Origin of the sequence: Streptomyces sp. SID3343, from assembly GCF_009865215.1 — a bacterium.
GTDB lineage: Bacteria > Actinomycetota > Actinomycetes > Streptomycetales > Streptomycetaceae > Embleya.
Genome location: NZ_WWJX01000747.1, coordinates 1 through 4,250 on the forward strand (window position 1 = coordinate 1; position 4,250 = coordinate 4,250).

A 4,250-nucleotide genomic window follows, 5' to 3' on the forward strand; every position below is an offset into this window, starting at 1 on the left:
AGGCCGCCGGTGCCCGCGCGGTGGCCACCACCAGCGCCGGTGTGGCGTGGGGCCTGGGCGCCGCCGACGGCGGGCGACTCGACCGGGGGCTCGCCCTCGAACTGATCGGCCGGGTCGCCGCCGCGGTGCGGGTGCCCGTGACCGCCGACATCGAGCACGGCTACGCGGACACCCCCGAGGGCGTCGGCGAGACCGTCGCGGGAGTACTGGCCGCAGGCGCCGTGGGCGTCAACATCGAGGACGCCGACCCCTTCGGCGACACGCCGCTGCGCGAGATCGCCGCGCAAAGCGAGCGCATCGCCGCCGCGCGGGCCGCCGCCGACGGCGTGGGGATCCCGCTGTTCGTCAACGCCCGCGTGGACACCTACCTGCGCGGCGTCGGCGACCCCTCGACCAGGCTGCGGGAAACCCTGGATCGCGCCGCCGCGTACGTCGCCGCCGGGGCCGACGGCATCTTCGTCCCCGGCGTCGTCGACCCGGCGACGGTGTCGGCGCTCGCCGACGAACTCTCGGTGCCGCTGAACGTCATGGTCGGCCCCGGAGCCCCGCCGGTCGCCGAACTGGCCAAGCTCGGTGTGTCCCGGGTGAGCCTGGGGGCCGCCGTCGCCGAGGCCGCCTACGCCGTGGTCCGCCGGGCCGCACAGGAGTTGCTCGGCAGCGGGACGTACACGGCTCTCGCCGACCCGATCGAGTACGGCGATCTCAACGCGCTCATGCGAGACCGACCCGAGCACGGCTGACCGCGACGGTCGCTATGCCCGCGGCGCGGCGTACCAGCGCCACGCGGTGCGCCGCGGGTGCCCCGGGAGTTCCGCGCGTCCGGTGGCCCACAACAGGGTGGGCCACGGGGCGCCGGTGGTCGGGGCGTCCGGGAACAGACGGGCGAGCACCCGGGCACACACGTCGGCGGGCGGGTTCCACGCGAGCCCGAGCCCCAGGGTCAGGTCGTGCGTGTGGACCAGGGTCTCCACGATCCCCATCGCCGCGAAGCCCTCCGGATCCGACGCGCCGAACACGTGGTGGGTGCGCACCCGCGCAGGCGCGGTGCGCACCATCGCGACGAGCAACGCGCCACTGGCCTCCAACACCTGCAACAAGCCGTCGGGGCCCGCCGTGCGGTCGGCGTGGATCGCGTTCGCGGGGCCACCGGGGCGGCGGCTCTCCCACACGAACGGCACCTCGCCGTCCAGGAGCGGGGTTCGCAGGCCCAACTGGGCGGCGTAGGCGAAGAGGTCGTCGGCGAGATGCTCGACGGTTTCCCAGCAGGTCCACTCCAGCGAGCCCGCGTTGGTGTCCCACGCCGACGCGGGCGCGCCGTGCAGGGTGTCCACGGCCTGCCGCACGGCGAGGTCGAGGTCTGCGGCGGTGACGGGCGACGGGGTGGGATCGGCTTCGGGGGATCGGGACATGGACTGGACCGTACCCCGAGGGGCCGGGCCGAAGCCGACCCCCCCGGTGCGCCGCCCGGGGGCGGTCACGTACCGAACAAGAGCGGTTACGGCGAACAAATCCGATCGTGCCGCGCACCGACTTGTTCATAGGATCCGTCGATGACAACGACTCCGGAGTACAGCGCCGTTTCGGTGGCGGTGCGCGTTGCCGATGTGCGGTGGCTCTCGGCGTACTTCGACGGGGCGTCGGGTTCGCGCGCGGCGCTGCGGTCGTTGCTGCGGGCCGAGGATCCACGGGTGCGACACCTGGGGGTCGAGGTGCTGTGCGAGCGGGCCGCGACGCGACCCGACGCGGAGTCGGCGGCGTTGCTGCCGGCGTCGATCGAGGGGCCCGCCGAGACGGCGCTCGTGCTCGCGCGGGCGTACGAGCGGCTGCGCGCGTTCGTTCGGCCCGGGGCGTGGCCGCGATGGCGGGCCGCGGATCTGCCGGCTCGGGTGCGGATCGGGTGGCTGCGGGCGGAGATCGTGCACCGGCCCGGTACCGCATTGCGGGTGGAGGGGCTCGGGGAGGAGCTGTACCAGGCCGTCGACGGGATCGGCGCCGCCGACGTGGACGACGTGGACACCTACCTCAGGGCGCTGATCGGGCGCCGGGATCCGGTGCTGAGCGCGGCGGCGCTGCGGGTGCTTCGGGCGGGGCTGCACGAGGCGTTGCTCGACCCCGAGCGGGCCGGGGAGCACTTGGTCCGACTGCTGGATCCGGCCGGCGGCCGGGCGGTCGTCGCGGGCGCGTTGGGCGAACTCGCCGAACCGTGGGCCGCCGTCGCCCGGATCGCCGACGTGCCGGTGCGCGGGTTGGCGGGGGAGTATCCGGCCGAAGTGCTCGATGTGGCCGTACGGCACGGGGACTTGGCCCTGCTGCGCGACTTCGCGGGCGATGCGCACGTACCGGGGGCGCTGCGGCAGCGTGCGACGGCGGCGATCGGGGAGTTCGCGACGCGCGGCGACGTCGGCGAGTTGCTGCGGATCGGCGGCACCGACCCGCTGCTGTCGGCCGGATCGGTGATCGCGGCGCTCGGCGCGTTGCACCGCCGCGGGCACTTCGTCGCCGTGGAGCATGCGCCCGCCGTGGTGGACCTGGCGCTCGCCGACCACCGGGTGAGCGCGAACGACGTCGCCATCGTGCTGTTCACCGTGCGCGACGCGGCGTTGCGGGCGCTCGTGGACGCGCCTGCCGGTGACCCGGGATGGCCCAGGCGGGTCGAACTGCTCGTCGCGCTGGCCGGGCAGGGGGCGGCTGACCTCCCGGTCGGGGCGGCCCTGACCGCCCGACTGGCCATGGCCGCGCGGCCGGAGCCGTTCCTCGACGGGCTGCGCGAACTACGCCACGAGGCCGCGGAGGGGGCAGTGCTCGCCGAACTGCCCCGCGCCCCACAGGCCGCCTTGCGGGCGATCGAGGCGATCGGCGGCATCGCCTCGGTCGCCGCGCTGCGCGAGGGGTTGGGGTTGACCGAGCCCGGCGGGGTGATCGCGCCCCACCTACGGGGCGTACCGCACGACGCGCTCGGTGTGCTGTGGCACCTGACGCAAGTCCCGGAACAGCGGCGCGAGTTGCTCGACCGGCTCGACGTGCGCGACCTTCCCGGGCGGATCGCCGCCGATCTCGGCGCGCCCGCCTCGCGCGAACTCGCGCTGCTCGGTGCGCATCCCGATCCGGACGAACCGGTCGAGGCGCTGTGCCGGTTGGCCCGCAACGGCGACGCGCACACCCTCCCGGTCATCGCCGACCTGCTGCTTCGGGTCGTGGGCGGCCTCGTGGCCTCCCGGGGCGAGGAGATCGCGCAACCCGTCGTTCCCGCCGAGGTCGTCACCGCGATCGGCGACCTCGGCGAACGCCTGCATCGGCGCGGCGCGTTGCGCCCGGTCTGCCTGCTCGACGCGGCCGACCCGAGGGCCGCTCGCGACGTGCTCGTCGCCTCGATCGTCCTCGACCTGGTGGACCGCCCCGACGTCACCGACGCCGAACTCGCCGTCCTGCTGGCGCTGCTCGTGGACGTCGCGCCGTACCGCCGCACCAAAGCCCGTACGCACCGGCTGCTCAGGCACCGCGATCCGCACGTACGCAAGCACGCCATCGCGCTGCTCGTGCGCGACGCCGGTCGTGCCGGCGCCCGGGTCACCGCTCGCGGTTGCGACCGCGACGAGGACGCCCACCGCGAGGACGCCGAGCGCGAGGGCCGGGCGGACCGGACCGATGCCCGAGCCCTGTCGGCGAGCCTGATCCCGCTCACCGCCGCGGCCGACCCGCAGACCGTACGCCAGGCCCTGCGCGCGCTCGGCCACGCACGGGCCCGGTGGGCGGGCGAGGCGGTCGGGGCCTGTCTCGACCACCCCGTGATGAACATCAAGAAGACCGCGGCGGACGCCCTGGTCCACACCGGTACGCCGGCCCAGGTGCCGGCACTGCTCGGATGGCTCGGCCGGCGCGACAACCCGGGCCTGCGGACGTCGCTGATCGCAGCCCTGCGCGCGATCCTCGGCGACGCGTACGCCGCCGTCGTGGTGTCGGCGGCCGAACGCGCCCAGGACGGCCGGGTGATCGCGCTGTCGGCCGAGGCCCTGGACGGTGCGCTGTCCGCACGGGCGGTGGGTGCGCTCGCCGCCCGGGAATCGCCCCTGGCCGGACCGGTGTTGCGGCGCGTCGCGCGCGGTGCGTTCACCCTGTCCGGCGGCACGATCGACGAACTGACGCATCGGTTCGCCGCGTACGGCATCGTCCCACCCGAGGAACCGGCGGACGCGGACGAGGCCGAGCTCCGGGCCGACCTGGCGACGCTCGGCCATCCGCCGGCCCGACCC

3 protein-coding genes are annotated in these 4,250 nt (G+C 75.4%); 2 read left to right on the forward strand and 1 reads right to left on the reverse strand.

The features are described 5' to 3' along the window. A partial coding sequence (locus GT354_RS22950; protein WP_161358263.1) for an isocitrate lyase/phosphoenolpyruvate mutase family protein occupies nucleotides 1-740 on the forward strand: 740 nt, incomplete at its 5' end. A 12-nt stretch (nucleotides 741-752) separates the two neighbouring features. On the opposite strand, the gene GT354_RS22955 is transcribed toward GT354_RS22950, so the two are convergent. Next, complete coding sequence (locus tag GT354_RS22955; RefSeq protein ID WP_161358264.1) at nucleotides 753-1,409, reverse strand: DinB family protein; 657 nt, start codon at nucleotides 1,407-1,409, stop codon at nucleotides 753-755. A 141-nt stretch (nucleotides 1,410-1,550) separates the two neighbouring features. Between GT354_RS22955 and GT354_RS22960 the strand changes: the two genes are divergently transcribed. Beyond that, the coding region (locus GT354_RS22960) for a HEAT repeat domain-containing protein (RefSeq protein WP_161358265.1) at nucleotides 1,551-4,250 on the forward strand (2,700 nt) is incomplete at its 3' end.